19 protein-coding genes and 1 tRNA gene are annotated in these 17,001 nt (G+C 61.4%); 17 read left to right on the top strand and 3 right to left on the bottom strand.

Annotated features, from left to right (window positions below; all coding sequences use genetic code 11):
• Positions 1–37: 37 nt before the first annotated feature.
• The 7 genes from AC1RKJ_RS03730 (at position 38) to AC1RKJ_RS03700 (ending at position 7,406) form a co-directional block, all read left to right on the top strand.
• The gene (locus AC1RKJ_RS03730; RefSeq protein WP_492789627.1) at positions 38–649 is read left to right on the top strand and encodes a riboflavin synthase; all 612 of its coding nucleotides are present in this window, start codon (positions 38–40) and stop codon (positions 647–649) included.
• Between the two features lie 45 nt (positions 650–694).
• Positions 695–2,557 (top strand): acyl-CoA synthetase, encoded by a 1,863-nt coding sequence (locus AC1RKJ_RS03725; protein ID WP_492789625.1) that lies wholly within the window; start codon positions 695–697, stop codon positions 2,555–2,557.
• Between the two features lie 158 nt (positions 2,558–2,715).
• Positions 2,716–3,210 (top strand): 6,7-dimethyl-8-ribityllumazine synthase, encoded by a 495-nt coding sequence (ribH, locus tag AC1RKJ_RS03720; RefSeq protein WP_492789622.1) that lies wholly within the window; start codon positions 2,716–2,718, stop codon positions 3,208–3,210.
• A complete protein-coding gene (nusB, locus tag AC1RKJ_RS03715) occupies positions 3,207–3,710 on the top strand; it encodes a transcription antitermination factor NusB (RefSeq protein ID WP_492789620.1) in 504 nt (167 codons plus the stop codon). Before ribH ends, nusB begins: the two co-directional genes overlap by 4 nt.
• Positions 3,711–3,712: 2 nt before the next feature.
• The gene (gene thiL / locus AC1RKJ_RS03710) at positions 3,713–4,708 is read left to right on the top strand and encodes a thiamine-phosphate kinase (RefSeq protein ID WP_492789618.1); all 996 of its coding nucleotides are present in this window, start codon (positions 3,713–3,715) and stop codon (positions 4,706–4,708) included.
• Between the two features lie 234 nt (positions 4,709–4,942).
• Complete coding sequence (locus AC1RKJ_RS03705) at positions 4,943–7,066, top strand: sodium-translocating pyrophosphatase (protein ID WP_492789616.1); 2,124 nt, start codon at positions 4,943–4,945, stop codon at positions 7,064–7,066.
• A 187-nt stretch (positions 7,067–7,253) separates the two neighbouring features.
• The gene (locus AC1RKJ_RS03700) at positions 7,254–7,406 is read left to right on the top strand and encodes a hypothetical protein (protein ID WP_492789615.1); all 153 of its coding nucleotides are present in this window, start codon (positions 7,254–7,256) and stop codon (positions 7,404–7,406) included.
• Between the two features lie 76 nt (positions 7,407–7,482).
• Here AC1RKJ_RS03700 and AC1RKJ_RS03695 read toward each other — a convergent pair whose 3' ends face one another.
• Both AC1RKJ_RS03695 and AC1RKJ_RS03690 read right to left on the bottom strand, forming a co-directional pair.
• Positions 7,483–8,484 (bottom strand): Bug family tripartite tricarboxylate transporter substrate binding protein, encoded by a 1,002-nt coding sequence (locus tag AC1RKJ_RS03695; RefSeq protein ID WP_492789613.1) that lies wholly within the window; start codon positions 8,482–8,484, stop codon positions 7,483–7,485.
• Positions 8,485–8,619: 135 nt separating this feature from the next.
• A complete protein-coding gene (locus AC1RKJ_RS03690; RefSeq protein WP_492789611.1) occupies positions 8,620–9,090 on the bottom strand; it encodes an outer membrane protein assembly factor BamE in 471 nt (156 codons plus the stop codon).
• 149 nt (positions 9,091–9,239) lie between these two features.
• Between AC1RKJ_RS03690 and AC1RKJ_RS03685 the strand changes: the two genes are divergently transcribed.
• The 9 genes from AC1RKJ_RS03685 to AC1RKJ_RS03645 all read left to right on the top strand — a co-directional run bounded on the left by AC1RKJ_RS03685 (position 9,240) and on the right by AC1RKJ_RS03645 (position 15,065).
• Complete coding sequence (locus AC1RKJ_RS03685) at positions 9,240–9,794, top strand: ubiquinol-cytochrome C chaperone family protein (RefSeq protein WP_492789609.1); 555 nt, start codon at positions 9,240–9,242, stop codon at positions 9,792–9,794.
• On the top strand, positions 9,791–10,390 hold the full coding sequence (locus AC1RKJ_RS03680; protein WP_492789607.1) for a YceD family protein: 600 nt from the start codon (positions 9,791–9,793) through the stop codon (positions 10,388–10,390). Before AC1RKJ_RS03685 ends, AC1RKJ_RS03680 begins: the two co-directional genes overlap by 4 nt.
• A gap of 200 nt (positions 10,391–10,590) precedes the next feature.
• The gene (plsX, locus tag AC1RKJ_RS03675) at positions 10,591–11,652 is read left to right on the top strand and encodes a phosphate acyltransferase PlsX (protein ID WP_492792636.1); all 1,062 of its coding nucleotides are present in this window, start codon (positions 10,591–10,593) and stop codon (positions 11,650–11,652) included.
• Entirely contained in the window at positions 11,649–12,626 is a 978-nt protein-coding gene (locus AC1RKJ_RS03670; RefSeq protein WP_492789605.1) for a beta-ketoacyl-ACP synthase III, read from the top strand. Before plsX ends, AC1RKJ_RS03670 begins: the two co-directional genes overlap by 4 nt.
• Before the next feature lie 132 nt (positions 12,627–12,758).
• Positions 12,759–13,094 (top strand): integration host factor subunit alpha, encoded by a 336-nt coding sequence (locus AC1RKJ_RS03665; RefSeq protein WP_492792635.1) that lies wholly within the window; start codon positions 12,759–12,761, stop codon positions 13,092–13,094.
• Positions 13,095–13,132: 38 nt separating this feature from the next.
• On the top strand, positions 13,133–13,789 hold the full coding sequence (locus tag AC1RKJ_RS03660; RefSeq protein WP_492789604.1) for a MerR family transcriptional regulator: 657 nt from the start codon (positions 13,133–13,135) through the stop codon (positions 13,787–13,789).
• Between the two features lie 198 nt (positions 13,790–13,987).
• Positions 13,988–14,227 carry a hypothetical protein gene (locus AC1RKJ_RS03655; protein ID WP_492789603.1) on the top strand — a complete coding sequence of 80 codons (240 nt, stop codon included), beginning with the start codon at positions 13,988–13,990 and terminating at the stop codon, positions 14,225–14,227.
• A 189-nt stretch (positions 14,228–14,416) separates the two neighbouring features.
• Positions 14,417–14,494 (top strand) — tRNA-Pro (locus AC1RKJ_RS03650).
• Positions 14,495–14,780: 286 nt separating this feature from the next.
• Positions 14,781–15,065: a hypothetical protein gene (locus tag AC1RKJ_RS03645; RefSeq protein WP_492789601.1), complete on the top strand. Its 285-nt coding sequence runs from the start codon at positions 14,781–14,783 to the stop codon at positions 15,063–15,065.
• Between the two features lie 26 nt (positions 15,066–15,091).
• Here the strand turns inward: AC1RKJ_RS03645 and AC1RKJ_RS03640 are convergent, their stop codons facing one another.
• Positions 15,092–16,171 (bottom strand): D-TA family PLP-dependent enzyme, encoded by a 1,080-nt coding sequence (locus AC1RKJ_RS03640; RefSeq protein ID WP_492789599.1) that lies wholly within the window; start codon positions 16,169–16,171, stop codon positions 15,092–15,094.
• A gap of 306 nt (positions 16,172–16,477) precedes the next feature.
• Here AC1RKJ_RS03640 and AC1RKJ_RS03635 point away from each other — a divergent pair, with 306 nt between their 5' ends.
• Positions 16,478–16,975, top strand: a complete 498-nt coding sequence (locus tag AC1RKJ_RS03635; RefSeq protein ID WP_492792633.1) for a hypothetical protein — start codon at positions 16,478–16,480, stop codon at positions 16,973–16,975.
• The last annotated feature ends 26 nt before the right edge of the window (positions 16,976–17,001 follow it).

The following is a 17,001-nucleotide window of genomic DNA, read 5'->3' as shown; positions in this document are numbered from 1 at the left end:
TTCTGATCGGATCAGGGTCAATTGAAAAGAGAACTGGATGTTTACCGGCATTATTACGGACCTTGGCGAAATCACCACTATCACACCCACCGCGCAGGGGCAGTTGCACCGTTTGCGGATCGCGTGCCGCTACGATCAGGCGACCATTGCGGACGGCGCGTCGATTGCCTGTAACGGCGTGTGCCTGACGGTGGTTCGGTCCGGTGTCGATCAGGGCTGGACATGGTTCGATGTTGATGCTGCCGCCGAGACGCTGCGCATGACTACGGCAAAGGGCTGGGGCAAGGGTACGCGCCTCAATCTCGAACGTGCGCTGAAGATCGGCGACGAACTCGGCGGCCACATCGTTGCCGGACACGTCGATGGTATCGCGACGATCGTTGCGCGCGACGATCTGCCCGATATGGCGAAATTCGAACTGCGCGCGCCGCGTGATCTTGCGAAATTCATCGCCGCCAAGGGCTCGGTGACGCTCGATGGCGTCTCGTTGACGGTCAACACGGCGGTTGACGATGTGTTTTCGGTGCTCATCATTCCGCACACGTTGCAGGTGACCACTCTGCGCGACTGGCGCGGGGGCTCGGAGGTCAATCTCGAAATCGATTTGATGGCGCGCTACGCGGCGCGGCTGACGGAGATGCGGACGTAGAAACCGCACTTCAACCGTTCAAACAGAAAGTCCGGGGGGATTCGTATGCCGCTGTTCAGCGACTATCCGATTGCAACGCTCAAGGACGTTGAAAAATTCGAAACTGAAAAGACGCTTGAGCAGCGTTACGATGCGTGCAGCGTGTACGACATTTTCGTCAAGTCCGCCGCGCGTCACCCGGACCGTGCCGCGCTGACCATGCTGATGACAGGTGCGGACGACGAGACGCCGCGCATTGTGACTTACCGGCAGATGCTCGAGGGCGTCACCCGCGCGGCGAATCTCTTCGCGAGTCTCGGCGGGCCGGGCGTCGGCGTCGCCTACATTATTCCGAGTCTGGTGGAGACACATTTCACACTCTGGGGGGCGGAAGCCGCCGGCTACGCCGTCCCGATCAATTTTTTGCTTCAGCCGCAGAACATCGCCGATCTCGTCCGTGCATCCGGCGCGAAGATTCTCGTCGCGCTGGGTCCGCATCCGGTGCTCGATATCTGGGAGAAAGCCGTCGCGGTCGGCAAACTGCTGCCGGACGTCAAGCTGGTGCAGATCTCGTTATCGGATGCGCCGCTGCCGGAAGGGGTGATCGGGTTTGCGCCATCGCTGAAGTCGCAGGACGGCAGCGCGCTAACGTTCGGCGCTGCGCGCAGCGGCGACGATGTCGCAGCATATTTCCACACTGGCGGCACAACCGGTTCGCCCAAGCTCGTCACCCATACCCATCGCATGCAAATCGCCGCCGCGTTCGGCGGAACGGTGCTGCAAGATCTAAGCGAGAGCGATATCATCACAAACGGGCTGCCGTTGTTTCACGTCGCCGCCACCATCTCCTGCGGACTCTCGTTCTTCATCGCGGGCGCGAACGTTCTTGTGCTGTCGCCATCGGGAATGCGCAACCCGGTCATCATCAAGAATTTCTGGAAGATCATCGAGCGCCATCGCGCCACGGTCATCGGCGGCGTGCCGACGGCGCTTGCCGCGCTGCTCAATGTGCCGGTCGATGCGGACATCTCGTCGGCGCGTTACAGCATCTCGGGTGCTTCTCTGCTGCCGCGCGCGGTCGCCTTACAATTTCAGAAGATGACCGGGACCAGGATCCACGAAATCCTCGGCATGACCGAAACGGGCGGATTGGTGTCGATCGATCCCGCGCCCGCGGATCCCGTGCTGGGCTCCGTCGGAATCCGCTTGCCGTACACCAGGGTTGTTGTCCGCAAGCTTGCCGCCGACGGTTCGCTGAGCGAGGCCTGCGCGCCGCACGAGGTGGGCGTCATGACCGTGTCGGGTCCGAACGTTACGCCGGGTTACAAGGACCAGAGCCAGAATGGTGGCGCGTTGCGCGGCGGATATCTCGACAGCGGCGATCTGGCCTACACCGACGAGCAGGGGCGGCTGTTCATCGCGGGGCGTTCGAAGGATCTCATCATCCGCAGCGGTCACAATATCGATCCGGTGCTGATTGAGGACGCGTTGCAGTCCCATCCGGCGGTCGCGCTGGCTGCGGCGGTCGGCCAGCCCGACAAATACGCCGGCGAGTTGCCGGTGTGTTACGTGGCTCTGAAGCCCGGCGCACAGGTGACGGCGGACGAACTGAAATCCTATGCCGAGCCGTTGATCGCGGAACGCCCGGCATGGCCGAAGCAGGTCATCGTGATCGACGCCATTCCGGTCACCAGCGTCGGCAAGATTTTCAAGCCGCAATTGCGCAACGACGCCGTGCAGCGGCTCGTCGCGCAGGTGGTCGCGGACACAACCGGGTCCGGCGATGCCGTGATCGATGTCGCGGCGGGCGGCAAACGCGGCATCGAAGTCACGGTGACGCTGCCGGCGGCGCTGTCAGCCCAGCAGTCAGTGGTCGAGACGGTGCTGGAAGGCTATCTGTTCGACTACAAGGTTGCGCGGGCCAATTGAGGCGGTTTGGGGCTGCATCCCTGCCCTGAAACAGGGCTGTTGCGCTTGGCTTTGCGGCGGCCAGCGACTACAAACGCACTCCCGTAAGTCGACAGTTTGCCCAGTGCACTGACTGTCAACTTGTTGCTGACAATCAGAAAAATGGACCTGACCGAACAATGGCTGAACCGCGCCGCGCAGAACTCAAAGACGAGACCGACATCAGCGGCACACATGTCGTCATTATCGAAGCGCGCTTCTACGACGATATTCAGGAAGCGCTGCTTCAGGGCGCGATCCGGGAACTGGAAGCCGCCGGCGTCGGCTATGACGTGATCAGCGTGCCCGGCGCGCTGGAAATTCCGGCGGCGATCGCGATCGCGATGGACGCGTCCAAGAAGAACGGCAAGCCCTATGACGGCGCCATCGCGCTCGGCTGCGTGGTGCGCGGCGACACCATTCATTTCGAAATCGTGTCGATGGAATCATCCCGCGCGCTGATGGACCTTGCGGTCGCGCGCAGTCTGCCGCTCGGCAACGGGATCATTACTGTCAACACCACGGAGCAGGCGTGGGAACGCGCGCGCGCCGACAAGCTTAACAAGGGTGGCGACGCCGCCCGCGCGACGCTCACCATGATGCGCATCAAGAAGCGTCTGGCGAAACCGCTATGAGCGACCCCAAAAAAACCGACAAGGCTCCGGGCGACAAGAAAGCCAACCGGCGTGGCGCAGCGCGTCTGGCCGCCGTGCAGGCGCTCTATCAGATGGACATTGCAGGCGCGGGCATCGAAGATATCTTTGCCGAGTTTGAAAGCCACTGGCTCGGCAGTGAAGTCGAGGGCGATACGTATTTGCCGGCCGAGGCGGCGTTCTTCAAGGACATCGTCGCCGGTGTGGTTCGCGACCAGAGCAAGCTCGATCCCCTGATCGACGAAGCGCTCCAGAGCGGCTGGCCGCTGAAGCGGATCGACGCGATCCTGCGTGCGACGTTGCGGGCAGGGGCCTATGAGCTCGAACACCGCAAGGATATTCCGGCGCGCGTCGTGGTGTCGGAATATGTCGATGTAGCCCATGCGTTCGTCGACAAGGACGAGACTGGCATGGTCAACGCCGTGCTCGATCAGATTGCACGGCAGTTTCGCGCGAGCGAATTCGCGCGCGCAGGTCACTAATCATGACGCCGCCGGGTGCCAAAGCATCGGGCGAGCATGATCTGATTGCGCGCTATTTCCGCCCGCTCGCCACCGATCCCGGCGCTTTTGGCCTGATCGACGATGCCGCGCTCCTCAAGAACTCCGGCGATGATCTCGTGATTACCACGGATGCCATCGTCGAGGGCGTTCACTTCCTTCCCGACGATCCGCCGGACACCGTCGCGCGCAAGGCGCTGCGGGTGAACCTGTCGGATCTGGCAGCGAAGGGCGCCATCCCTGCGGGCTTTGTGCTGACGCTGGCGTTGCGGGAAGCGAAGGATGAGTGGCTCGCGCCGTTCGCGCGCGCCCTCGGTGCGGATGCAACGGCGTTCGGCTGTCCCGTGCTCGGCGGCGATACGGTTTCGACGCCCGGGCCGCTGATGATTTCGATTACAGCGTTTGGCCGGGTCCCGCCGGGCAAGATGGTTCGCCGGGACGGCGCGAAGGTTGGCGACAGGATCGTTGTCACCGGCACGATCGGCGATGCGGCGCTGGGATTGCGGATTCTCACAAACCGGATCACGGGCGAGGGGCTCGACGCGCCGTCGCGCGATTTTCTGATCCAGCGCTACCGTGTGCCGCAGCCGCGCAATGTGCTCGCGGCCGCGATCCGCGATCATGCGAGCGCGGCCATGGATGTCTCGGACGGACTGGCCGGCGACCTTGCGAAATTGTGTGCGGCCTCGCGTGTTTCGGCGGACATCGATCTGTCGGGTGTTCCACTGTCGGCTCCGGTGCGCGCCTTGGTGGCGAACGGAAGCGCCGACATCGAAGCCATCGTGTCGGGCGGGGACGATTATGAGGTCCTTTGCGCGATCCCCGAGAATCGGTGGGATTCGTTCAGCGCGGCGGCGCGGCAGGCCGATGTGCCATTGATCAGCATCGGAAAGGTCGCCGCTGGTGCGGCTGTGCCCCGGTTTCTTGATGCCGCGGGCAAGCCTGTCGTGCTGAAACGCCTGTCCTACAGCCACTTTTAACGATTTTCGCGCCGCAACCGACGCACGTGCGACGTTTGTTGAATCGTCGGAAAAAGCGCTGCTGAAGGCCTTGGCGGCGTTGCGTCAAGGGTATGATTTTGGCATTGTCCGCGCCGAATTGAGGCAGCTTTTCGCCTTTTGACGAAGCATGCCTCCTTTTTTGCGCGTCCGGCCGCCCTGTACGGCCAGTGGGGGCGTTTCTGGGGAAACATTCAGGGATCTGAGGCAACATCAATGACAGCATTATGGTTGATCGTGCTCGCGGGAGCGCTTTCCATCGTCTACGCCGCGTGGGCAACTTCGTCGGTCCTCGCCGCCGATGCGGGCAACGCTCGTATGCAGGAAATCGCTGCGGCGGTGCGTGAAGGCGCGCAGGCCTATCTCAAACGCCAGTACATGACGATCGGGATCGTCGGCATCGTGATTTTCGCGCTGCTGGCTTACTTCCTCGGCATCCTCGTTGCGGTCGGATTCCTGATCGGTGCGGTACTCTCGGGAGCCGCGGGCTTCATCGGCATGAACGTTTCGGTGCGCGCCAACGTTCGCACCGCGCAGGCGGCGACCAAGTCGCTCGCAGGCGGTCTGGAACTCGCCTTCAAGGCGGGCGCCATCACCGGCATGCTGGTTGCGGGTCTCGCACTGCTTGGCGTGACGCTTTACTTCATCTACCTGACGCAGGGCCGCGGGCTCGCCGTGAACGACCGCATCGTGGTCGACTCGCTGGTGGCGCTCGGCTTCGGCGCATCGCTGATCTCGATCTTCGCCCGTCTCGGCGGCGGCATCTTCACCAAGGGTGCGGACGTCGGCGGCGATCTCGTCGGCAAGGTCGAAGCCGGCATTCCGGAAGATGATCCTCGCAACCCGGCGACCATCGCCGACAACGTCGGCGACAACGTCGGCGATTGCGCCGGCATGGCGGCCGACCTGTTCGAGACCTACGCGGTGACGGCTGTCGCCACCATGGTGCTCGCGGCGATCTTCTTCGCCGGTGCGCCTGCGCTTCTGCCCAACATGATGATCCTGCCGCTTGCCATCGGCGGCATCTGCATCCTGACCTCGATTGTCGGCACCTTCTTCGTGAAGCTGGGCGCCAGCCAGTCGATCATGGGCGCGCTGTACAAGGGCCTGATCGCCACCGGCGTGTTGTCGCTGTTTGGCGTTGCGTTCGTCATCCATCAGCTGATCGGCTTCGGTCCGCTCGCGGGCGTGAAGTACACTGGCCTCGCACTGTTCGAGTGCGGTGTCGTTGGTCTCGTGGTGACGGGTCTCATCATCTGGATCACCGAGTACTACACCGGCACGGATTATCGTCCGGTGAAGTCCATCGCGGCATCCTCGGTGACGGGCCACGGCACCAACGTGATCCAGGGTCTCGCGATCTCGATGGAATCGACCGCCGGTCCGGCGCTCGTCATCATCGCGGGCATCCTCGTCACCTACAGCCTCGCGGGCCTGTTCGGTATCGCGATTGCGACCACCACGATGCTGGCGCTGGCCGGCATGATTGTCGCACTCGACGCCTTCGGCCCCGTCACCGACAATGCCGGCGGCATTGCCGAAATGGCTGGTCTTCCGAAGGAAGTTCGCAAGGCGACCGACGCGCTCGACGCGGTCGGCAACACCACGAAGGCCGTCACCAAGGGCTACGCCATCGGTTCGGCCGGTCTCGGCGCACTGGTGCTGTTCGCGGCTTACAATGAAGACCTCAAGTTCTTCATCGCCAATGCCGCGAAGTATCCGTACTTCCAGGGTGTCATTCCTGACTTCTCGCTGAACAACCCTTACGTCGTGGTCGGCCTGCTGTTCGGCGGCCTGCTGCCGTACCTGTTCGGCGCGATGGGCATGACGGCTGTCGGCCGTGCTGCCGGCGCAATCGTCGAAGAGGTGCGCCGTCAGTTCCGCGAAAAGCCGGGCATCATGAAGGGCACGGACAAGCCTGATTACGGCAAGGCCGTCGATCTTCTGACCAAGGCCGCGATCAAGGAAATGATCATTCCGTCGCTGCTGCCGGTGCTGTCACCGGTCGTCGTCTACTTCGCGATCTATGCGATCGCGGGCGGCGGCGCGGCGGGCAAGTCCGCGGCGTTCTCGGCGGTCGGCGCGATGCTGCTCGGTGTGATCGTCACCGGCCTGTTCGTCGCGATCTCGATGACCTCGGGTGGTGGCGCATGGGACAACGCCAAGAAGTACATCGAGGACGGCCATCACGGCGGCAAGGGTTCCGACGCTCACAAGGCGGCCGTGACCGGCGATACCGTCGGCGATCCCTACAAGGACACGGCGGGTCCCGCCGTGAACCCGATGATCAAGATCACCAATATCGTGGCGCTGCTGCTGCTCGCGATCTTGGCTCACTGATCTTCAAGTTGAATCAATAACGAGGCCCCGCGACGCAAGTCGTGGGGCTTTTTCTTTGCGCGGATGCAACGCGTGATTGTTGCCATTTGATGACAGATCGAAGGGTTTTCCCCGCGATAATTTTCAGGTGGTCCGGAAACTCTCGACTGGTTCCGCGTTATCTTTCGTTCACCAAGGGAGCGAGATCATGGCAGCGGATGACGGCGACCCGTTCGAGCAGGGGAAGCTCGCGCGATTCAACAACGAGCCGCACGAAAATCCCTATCCAAAAGATACCGAACAGCATCAGCGCTGGGAGGCGGGTTACAGATTTGTCGAGCAGGGACTGATGTCGGTCTGATCTGCTCATCTCAAACGGAAACGGCCGCCCGGATCGGGCGGCCGTTCTTGTTTTCACAATGCAATCTCACGTGACGTCAGTTGACGTCCATCTTGAGGCCTTCCTTGTTGATGATGCCGGCGAATTTCTTGATTTCGTCATTGATGAAGGTCGTGAACTGCTCGGGCGAACCATAATCAGGCACGGCGCCCATCGCTTCGATGTTCCTCTTGATGTCGGCGCGTGCCAGCATGTTCTTGATCTCGTTGTTGTAGGCATCGAGCGCGGGGCGCGGCACGCCAGCTTGCAGGAACATTCCAAACCAGGACGACACGTCGAAGTTGGCGAGTTCCGGCGCACTCTCACGCATGGTCGGGATATTCGGCGCCTTGAAGCTGCGTTCCGGCGTCGTTACGGCCAATGCGATGAGCTTCTTTTCTTCGGTTTGCGGCAAGGATGGATAGAGGTTGTCGAACAGGATCGACACATCGCCCCCGAGCGCTCCGGTGAGCGCAGGTCCAGCACCGCGGAAGGGGATGTGCGTCATCTTCAGCCCGGTCAATTGCAGGAACCAGACAGCCGTTAGATGCGGGCTTTGTCCCACGCCCGACGTGCCGTAGTTCAATTTATCCGGGTTGGCCTTGAGATAGGCGATCAATTCCGGAATCGACTTGATGCCGCTCGACGGATGCGCCGACACGATATTGGGAATCCGGATCGCGTTGCTGACCGGCTGAAGCTGCTCGGGTTTGTAGGGCAGCGAGCGGAAGATGCTGAAGGCCACAGCGTTCGGTCCGGGGTTGCCGACTAGAATGGTGTTCCCGTCAGGCTTCTGCTGCGCGAAATACGCGGTGCCTATGGTGCCACCGCCGCCGGATTTGTTTTCGACGACGGCCGAGATTCCCCATGACTGCTGAAGATGCTGTGCAAGGTAGCGTCCGATCACGTCGGTGCTGCCGCCGGGCGCTGCCGGCACGATGATGCGGACCGTATCGGTGGGACGCCAGTCGGCGGCCTTCGCTGAGCGTGGCCATAGCGGACTTGTGGACAGTGCAGCGGCGCCGGACAGCACGGTACGGCGGGACAGTAAGCGCTTCATCGGTATCCTCCCAGCGATCATCTCTTTGCGAGATATTGTTGGGATGGAGCGTAGCGGGCGCGACCGTTGCGTCAAGCAAGAGCGATTTCGCGCAGCGAAATGTCCGTGGGCGCGATCAGTGGCAGACGCCTGAGATCAGCGCGGGCTGAGCAGCTTGAAGAGCGGCGTGAGGTAGCTCATTTCCTGACCGCTTGTCGGTGTCGTGCGGCTAATGAAGTCGAAGATCTTGCCGTCCTGCAATCCGTAGTTGGCGACACGCTGCACCGTGCGGTTCTTATCGAAGTAGATTGCGATCACGCGCTGGTCGATGACTTCTTGATGCATGAACGCGACTTTGCGTTCGGAGCGCTGGGAAATGTAGTAAAATACCTCGCCGCTCAAGGTCGCGACGGTAGACGGCGTTCCCATCACGATCAGGACCTGGTCCTGGCTCGCGCCGATGGGAATTTGCTCCAACGCGCCCGGGGGCAGGATATAGCCCTTCTGGAACTGTTCGCCGGTGCAGGCGGTCAAAGCGGCGCAAACAAGCGCGGTGGCTGCAACCACGCGCAAGCGGGTCGCGAACCGTCGCGCAAGATGAAGACCGGGCTGTCTGGAAACAGTCATCTCTTGTCGGGCCTTCCTCTTGCCTCTTGCATCAGCCGTAGCGTTGACGTACCGGGCGGGACTTCCAAATCTCAAAGACTTCCGATTTCAATACACCGGGGGCCTTCGGACGATCAGATATCGTCCCCGGCTTCGATGTGGAACCGAAAATGCTCTGGCCGTTCAATCGTTTCAGGAACCCCACCGCCCCGCGCGGCACCATTGAAGCCATCTATGGCATGATCGTGGCGCAAGCGCGAGAACCGGCATTTTACAGCGGCTTCCACGTGCGCGACACGGTTAATGGCCGATTCGACATGGTGATCCTGCATTTGTGGCTCGTGCTGCGTCGGCTGAAGTCCGTGGCAGGGGGAGATCGCCTGTCGCAGGCGCTTTTTGACCACTTCTGCCAGGATATGGATGACAACCTTCGCGAAATGGGGGTCGGCGACCTGACCGTGCCGAAACGTATGCAGGCGTTCGGTGAGGCGTTTTACGGCCGTTCCGCCGCCTACGATCTAGCCTTCGAGACCAGCGACGAGGAACTGGCGCTGGCGCTCTCGCGCAACGTCTTCAACGGAGAACTGCCGGAGAGCGCGCGGGCGCTTGCGGCCTATGTGCGTGATGCCGCCGCTAGCCTTGCGGCATTGGACGATACGGCCCTTCGCGCGGGATCGCGGACTTTCCCCAAGCCTCTAGCTGTGCTTCAGCAGGCGGCAACATGAGCAAGATGGGCCAAATGCCGGACAGCGATCTTCCCTGGAGCTTTCCAATCGTGGTCGCTCAGGTCCCGGAGGCTGGGCTGCACCAGGTTCTGGAAGCCAGCGCCGCGCAGCGGGACCGGATCGCGGCGGCTGCCGGCGTGAATGCCGTACTGCAGGCCACGGCCACCTTCGCGGTCGTGCCTGAGGTGGGCGGCCGGATGAATGTCACCGGCAAGATCCGTGCGCGCGTTGAACAGACCTGCGTCGTGACGCTGGATCCCGTCGAGAATGATCTCGACGAGACCATCGCGGCGGTGTTCGCACCGGCGACGCAAATTCCAGCCAGCCCGAAATCCGTTCAGAAGGAGGAGGGCGACGAGGCCGAGATCCCGGATCTGCCCGAGCCAATCCTCAACGGCATCATCGACCTTGGCCAACTCGCCACGGAATACCTGATTTTGGGAATTGATCCCTATCCGCGAAAGCCGGGCGTCGCGTTTGCCCCGCCCGAAATACCGGAAGACCCGGATGAGCACCCGTTTGCCGCCCTCAAGGCGCTCAAGGCCGGTCTGGATGAGCCTCAGGGGTCCAAAGACAAGAAACCCAAGGGAAAGTAACATCGCGCGCCGGGGAGCGCCTGACCGAACCCTTGGCTTCGGTCAAGCCGTTGTATCGCACCACAAAAACGCTATTGTCGCAGCTCGGCGAGGTCGCGCTGTCTTTGGCGAATACCTTCGCCTTCTGCCGTCAGAACGATGGCTTTCAGCTCGCGGCCAGTCGCTTCGAGGCCGCAACGATCAGGTTTCCGGGACGCTTTATGCCGCAAAAGGTTCGGATCGCGCTTGACGCCATGGGCGGCGATTTCGGTGCATCGGTCATTGTTCCGGGCGCGGCTCTCGCGCTCAGGCGGCACACCGACGTTGAATTTCTGCTCTTTGGCGACAGCGCCCTGATTGGAGCGCAACTGGACGCGCATCCGGCGCTGAAGGCCGTCTCTCGGGTCATTCATGCGGATATTGCGATCAGCATGGACGAGAAGCCGAGCCAGGCGCTGCGCCGCGGCCGCAAGTCGTCGTCCATGTGGCTGGCCATCGACGCCGTGAAGAAGGGTGAGGCTGACGTCGCTGTTTCCGCCGGCAATACCGGCGCGTTGATGGCGATGGCGCGGCTGAACTTGCGGATGATGTCCGGTATCGACCGCCCCGCGATCGCGGCAGTGTGGCCGACGGTGCGCGGCGAGTCCGTGGTGCTTGATGTCGGCGCCTCGATCGGCGGCGACGCGCGCCATCTCGCCTCGCTTGCCATTATGGGCAGCGCCATGGCGCGGGTGCTGTTCGATCTCGAGCGACCGACGGTTGGTCTGCTCAACATCGGCGTCGAGGAAGTGAAGGGCGTCGAGGAAGTTCGCGGTGCAGCGGAATTGCTCCGGGCCATGAACCTGCCGCAGCTCGACTTCATCGGATTCGTCGAGGGCGACGGGATCGGCAAGGGCGCCGCCGACGTCATCGTGACCGAAGGGTTCAGCGGCAACATCGCTCTGAAGACCGCTGAGGGAACCGCGCGGCAGATCGCGGAATATCTGCGCAGCGCGATGAGCCGGACTTGGCGCTCCAAGCTCGGGTACATTTTCGCACGCGGCGCTTTCAATGCGCTGCGGGACAAGATGGATCCCCGCAAGGTCAACGGCGGCGTCTTTCTCGGGCTGAACGGCGTGGTCATCAAGAGCCATGGCGGCACCGATGCTGAGGGCTTTGCTTCGGCGGTTGATGTTGGCTATGACATGGTTCGCTACGATCTCCTGCCCAAGATCAATCAAACACTCAATCGCGACGGCCACGCTCTTTCGATTGTGCCGAACGCGCAGGAGGCTGTCTCGTGACTGTGATGCGTTCGATTGTGCTCGGTTACGGCGCTTATCTGCCGGAGCGCATTCTGACCAATGCCGAACTGGCGAAGATGGTCGACACCTCGGACGAATGGATCGTTCAGCGTACCGGCATCAAACAGCGCCACATCGCGGCGGAGGGCGAGTTCACCTCGCATCTCGGGCTCAAGGCGGCTCAGGCGGCCATTGCCAATGCAGGGATCGACGCGCAGTCGATCGACCTTATTGTCCTGGCGACCTCAACGCCGGACAACACCTTTCCCGCCAGCGCTGTCGCCATCCAGAACGGTCTCGGCATCAACCACGGTGCTGCGTTCGATCTCCAGGCGGTGTGCTCCGGGTTTATCTTTGCACTGGCGACGGCCGACAACTTCCTCAAGAGCGGTGCGTTCAAGCGGGCTCTCGTGATCGGCGCTGAGACCTTTTCGCGCATTCTGGACTGGAACGACCGCGGAACATGCGTTCTCTTTGGGGACGGCGCGGGTGCGGTGGTTCTCGAGGCCCAGCCGCAGGCCGGCACATCCAAGGATCGCGGCATTCTCACGACGCACCTGCGTTCCGACGGCCGGCACAAGGACAAGCTGTTCGTCGACGGCGGTCCCTCCAGCACCCAGACCGTGGGTCATCTGCGGATGGAAGGGCGTGAAGTGTTCAAACATGCTGTCGGCATGATCACCGATGTCATCGTCGATGCGTTCCAGGCGACGGGTACGACGGCGGACGACATCGACTGGCTGGTTCCACATCAAGCCAACAAGCGCATCATCGATGCGTCGGCGAAGAAGCTCCATATTGCGCCGCAGAAGGTGGTGCTGACCGTCGATCGCCATGGAAACACCTCCGCAGCGTCGATTCCCTTGGCGCTCGCGGCGGCGGCCGATGACGGACGCATCAAGAAGAACGATCTTCTCATGCTGGAAGCGATGGGCGGCGGCTTCACGTGGGGATCAGCGCTCTTGCGGTGGTAGGTAATTTGCTAAAGTCTAATGATATTTGAAAACACTTTCATGCGGTTGCATCGATGAGCAAGGTTGACCCTCGGTCGCTAAGCTCATAATTTCAGAACACAATATTTTTCGCCGTGGGCGGGGCAGGCGATGATGACCGGAACCGGGAAGACAGTCACACGTGTCGATCTGTGCGAAGCAGTCTACCAAAAGGTAGGACTCTCGCGCACGGAGTCGTCCGCGTTCGTTGAACTTGTACTGAAGGAGATCACCGATTGCCTGGAGAAGGGTGAGACGGTGAAGCTATCGTCGTTCGGCTCCTTCATGGTGCGCAAGAAGGGACAGCGTATCGGTCGCAATCCCAAGACCGGAACGGAGGTGCCGATTTCTCCGCGCCGCGTTATGGTGTTCAAGCCGTCAGCGATTCTCAAGCAGCGTATCAACGGTAACAGCAATGGCAGCGGCGCCCCGGCGGGCGCGGACGACTGATCATTGAGTACGGCGGCGTTCAAACGGGGGGCCTGCACTTGGACAAGGCGCCGGACGCATTTCGGACGATCAGCGAAGTCGCTGATGACCTTGATGTGCCGCAGCACGTCCTGAGGTTCTGGGAAACACGCTTCAGTCAGATCAAGCCGATGAAGCGGAGCGGGGGGCGCCGCTATTACCGCCCTGACGACGTCAATCTCCTGCGCGGAATTCGCCGGCTGCTCTACGGCGAAGGTTACACCATTCGCGGCGTGCAGCGCATTTTGCGCGAGCATGGAATCAAGTCGGTACAGGGTCTCACCGATGTATCGGCGGATCATGCCTCCGCGCTTTTCGACGAACCGTCGTTTGGAGCCGAGAAGGACGACCGCACATCGGATCGGGTCGATGTCGAGAGCGACAACGACGATGACTTCGCTGACGATGAAGCCGCGGCTGCGCGCGACGATGATTATGCCTCTCCGTTATCGCTGCGTGAGCTGGGCCCGCCGCTGGTGGACTCAACTCCGCCGAAAGCTGTTGTGCCGAAGCCCGTGCAACCGGGGCCAGCGAACGGACTGTCCGGCGCCGAGGCCTATGCTCCTCCAAGTGTCCGCAAAAGCACGAAACCAACAGACCGGGGCAAACTTCAGGCCGCGCTGGACGACCTCATCGGAGCGCGAGCGCTGATCGATCAAGCGCTGAAGGACAATTGACGGAGCCATACGCACACCCGCGAAGGACTGGCTCCCGCGATAGCATCATACGCAGAATCGATTTCGCGCCGATGAATCGGCCCTCGCAACGATTCCTCTCGTCCCTCCCTGAATAATCATTCAGGAAACTAATCTCCCTCGGACCGGAACAAGCGTCACCGGAGGGCATTGAGGTTGCGCACATTAGAGGAGGATAAAATGCGCAAACTTGTAATCGCTCTCGCGGCTATTTCCGCTTTAGGTTTTGCTATTCCGGTTTCCACGACTCAGGCTGAAGCGCAAACCATCGTTATTAAAAAGGGCGGTGGTCACCATCACGGCGGCTGGCGCCGGTCTCACAACCGCGCTGACAGAGTCGTCATCGTGAAGAAGCGCGGTCATGGCCATTATCATCACGGCCGCGGCCATGGTTACGGCCATCGTAATCACATGCATTAATTGCCCGCTGCACTTTGGAAAGGCTCCCTTGGGGGAGCCTTTCTTTCTTCTAGCCGGCGTGAGCAAATCCTCGCGCCGCGCGGCCTGTACAGCCGCGTTCGGGCGCAATCCGGAGCGACAATCGCGAGTCTGTCCTTCTTGCGCAGCGGCTTGAACGAGGCTACAGCATCGGTGCCTCTTGGCACGGTTCGGAGCGTAGCGCAGCCCGGTTAGCGCACTAGTCTGGGGGACTAGGGGTCGGAGGTTCAAATCCTCTCGCTCCGACCAAATTATCAATAAAATCAATTATTTACATTGTCTCGATGTGTGATCCATCTTGGGATATCCGCCATCGCCAGACAATGCCACCCGGCAACCAAGCGGACAGCTTCGTGCTGATTGCATCCCGTGCGATCCGCCCAGCGGTGCCGCCTGCATTTCAGGACCCGCAACCCGCGTGTGTTGCTTGCCGAATGCGGTCCCGACCAATCTCTCATTCAGTCACACAGTGTCCTGCTTATTCGCGGCGTGACCGGCGAATGATCTAGAATTCCTGCGATTCGCAGGAGCCGCCATGAACGAGACTTTGATTTCCGCCTGTCAGATGTTCCTCATTCCCGCGACGATTTTGTTCGCCGCTGTAGGCGTCGCCAACAGTCCAGGTTTGAAACTGCTGGTTTGCTTCCTGGGTGTGGCGACGACCGGGCTGTGGATTTATCGCGTGTGGTATTGGGTGAGTTTGTCGTTGATGGACCGCCGCACGGCATTGGGGTTGGCGGGTCTCTACGGGCTCGCGTGGATTTTCACGTTCCTGATTCAGCTCAAGAACATGTTCTCGCCCGGATACAATCGGCGCTGAGCTTTGCTGCGAGGTTTCTCTGAAAACTATCGCAGCTTGCCGCGCGCCGCGATTGGCAGGATGCCGACGATCTCATCGCCGCGCACCATTACCGCTTCGTCCGACATGTTCACCACAACGCACACATGGTTGGGCACGATGCGAACGACATCGCCGACCGCCGGCCGGGTGTTGCTCTTCGTGAGGTCGAGAAAGCCATGTTCCTCGGCGAACCGCGCGATCTTCGCTTCCGGGTGTTCGAGGATCAGTCCGTAGCCGTCGAGCCCGCCGGTGTCAGCGGTCAGTGTCTTTGAACCTGCGTCGAGGATGCCGCGATCGGGCGCCGCGCGGCTGACCACGGTGGAATAAACGTGCAGGGCGCAGTCGTCCCACGATGCGACTCCGGCGGCGACCTGCATCCGGTCGTTGTAAATATATGTTCCGGGCCGGTGCTCGGTCGCGCCCTTCAGTTTTCCGACATTCTTGAGGTTGGGCGATCCGCCGGTCGAGACGATGGCGGGATCGAGTCCGATCTGCCGAAGGCCTGTCAGCGTTTCATCGTAAAATCGCTGCGCATCGCCCCAGCCGGTCTCTGTTGGATACATCAGCAGCCCTGCGAACGTGAGACCCGGCGCGTCGTCGATCTGGCGCGCGAGCGCGATGGCTTCCGCGGGTGTTTCAACACCGGCACGCTTGCGGCCCGTATCGCACTCGATCACGACCGGCAGCGCACGGCCCGCTGCTGCCGCTGCCACCGGCAATCCCGAAATGACGACGGGATTATCCGCGGCAACTGTGATGCTGGTGTTTGCCAGCAGGCCCCCTAGACGGGCCATCTTTTCATCGCCGATCAGATTGTAGCTGATGAGAATGTCGTCGATGCCGGCCGCCGCCATCACCTCGGCTTCACCCAGCTTCTGACAGGTGATGCCTTTTGCGCCGGCCTTGATCTGGAGCTGTGCGAGGAGCGGGCTCTTGTGTGTCTTGATATGCGGCCGGTTGGCGACGCCGGCTGCATCGCAGATTGCCTGAACGCGGGCGATGTTGCGTTCGACGCGATCCATGTCGATGACGAGCGCAGGGGTGCCGAATTCTCGGCTGATTTTTGCGGCGAGTGGGCTCGTCAAGGAGGCTTCCTCGTTTGACGGCATGGAGAGCCGGGCATTTGTCCAGCCTCCTGCCGATGATTCCGGCTAGCATTCGCCCAAGCATTGAAGGCGGCTGTCCACTGCAATACGGCAACTTTCGGGCTTTGCGAAGGACGGAGTCGGATTCACAAGCGTTTGATTGTGAGGCGGAAACCTTGCCGTTTCAAAATTCGTCCTTATTCGAGACAGATGATCGGGAACCGTTACCGCTTCAGCAAGGTTAGCAGGCGGATCCGGGATTCAGCCGGTTTATCTCTCGATGGGGCATGTCAGATGCGAGGTATGATGTTTTCGTTTGAATCGATCGGACGGTATACGGCTGTTGCCGCTATTTTTGGATTGTCACTCGTCGCGGGCGGCGCTCTCGCCCAGTCCGCTCAGCCATTTGCCGGAATGGCGGGCGTCTGGTCGGGGAAGGGCAATATCTCGCTGGAAGGAGGGGCGCGTGAAGCGATCCGCTGCAAGGCGACGTATGCTGTCAGACAGGACGGTAACGCCCTTCAACAGACGCTGCGCTGTGCCAGCGATAGCTACAAGATCGAGCTGACCAGCAATGTCGTCTCGAACGACGGCAAGCTGACGGGGACCTGGAGTGAGGCGACGCGCAACGTCAGCGGCGACGTTAGGGGCTCGACGGCCGGCGGCCGGTTTCAGGTGGTCGTCAGTGCCGGTACTTTCTCCGCGGACCTGGTTCTGAACACGCGCGGCAACTCCCAGTCGGTCGTGATCCGTTCCGAAGGGGGCGAGTTCAAGGGCGCCAACATCACGCTGACACGTAGCTGAAAATCCAACTCAAGGGCGGGCACCAT

The sequence above is a fragment of the Afipia sp. GW822-FHT04G07 genome (assembly GCF_058800765.1).
Note: the sequence above shows the minus strand (reverse complement) of the source record. Positions and strands in the feature narration are given on the sequence as shown.